Source organism: Pseudomonas spelaei, from assembly GCF_009724245.1.
Classification (GTDB): domain Bacteria; phylum Pseudomonadota; class Gammaproteobacteria; order Pseudomonadales; family Pseudomonadaceae; genus Aquipseudomonas; species Aquipseudomonas spelaei.
On sequence record NZ_WNNK01000087.1, the window covers coordinates 1 to 431 of the forward strand.

A 431-nucleotide genomic window follows, 5' to 3' on the forward strand; every position below is an offset into this window, starting at 1 on the left:
TTGAACCTCACCGTCTGGTCCTCGGACGGAATGGTATTGCCATTGCGCAACACCGTGTAGCGCAGCACCACCGTGCTGTTCACACAACGCGCCAAAATCGTATTGTTGAGGTTGAACACCACCGTACCGCCATCCAGGCCATTCAACGGGACCGTGTGTGTGGTGCAATCCTGGAAGATGATTTCCAGGAAGATCCGGTCGGTGCTGTTCATGCCGGTGTATCGCACCGTCACTCGCATGTTGTTTTCAATCGACAGCGGTTCCACCGTCACACTCGGCCCGGTACCCGAGGCACCGCCGATAAACGGGTGTGGCAGGACGCCAGGCAATGCTTGCACCAGGTGCTCGCGCACCCGAAACAGCAGCGCGGTGGATTTGTCGGAACCACGGTCAAAGCTGACCCAGAAACGGATGGTCAGCCGCGAGCCATC

General features: G+C 58.5%; 1 pseudogene. It reads right to left on the reverse strand.

The features are described 5' to 3' along the window. Positions 1–431, reverse strand: a pseudogene (locus GNF76_RS29440) (hypothetical protein); the annotation flags it as partial.